At 47.0% G+C, this 683-nt stretch carries 1 protein-coding gene; it reads right to left on the bottom strand.

The window, feature by feature from the left end:
* A partial coding sequence (locus R7O13_RS27330; RefSeq protein WP_318305256.1) for a serine protease occupies positions 1 to 683 on the bottom strand: 683 nt, incomplete at both ends.

Below are 683 nucleotides of genomic sequence, written 5' to 3' on the forward strand. Positions count from 1 at the left end.
TATGGTAATCCTCTAAGGCTGCTAAGCTCGCGTTATAAACGGTTTTGACCCCAGAACTGGTTCTTGCCTCTATCCACGAGGTGTAATTCAGAATCTCTGTGAAGACGCTCGGAATGGCTGCCGACTCACAAATGGATGAGCCGTAGCTCACAATCCCGATTTGCTGATACATACCGTTGCTGTCTTGATAGGTGAGTGGGCCGCCAGAGTCTCCGCTACATATTCCGGTATAGCTACGGTCTGGGAAGCCATTTGCACAAATGTTTTCTTGATCGTTATACCCCACAACGAGAGAAGCACATTGGGCATCAGAAAGCGGTTGAACCTCCGCCCATCGTAAATAGTTCGGGCCACTGGTATCGGTCGTGGACGTTTGTCCCAATCCAAAGATTTGATAAACCGATTCGCCGCTGTAATCGCCAAAATCTTGAGGCAGAGTGATGGACTGAACGTTATCGGTAATTGGTCGGGTTAACTCCAATACCGCCAAGTCATTAATCCATAGGTCATTAGGATCATAGTTGGGATGAATCGTAATAGTGCGAACGTCTTTGAACTCTTCGACATAAACATCGTTCATGGTTGGATTTTTTACCAGAACACGGAGGTCATTCGCTGTCCAACCGTCAGTAAAAACCGAGGATTCTACGCAGTGGGCGGCCGTTAATATGAAACGATCATTA

The sequence above is a fragment of the Vibrio sp. Y176 genome (assembly GCF_033438945.1).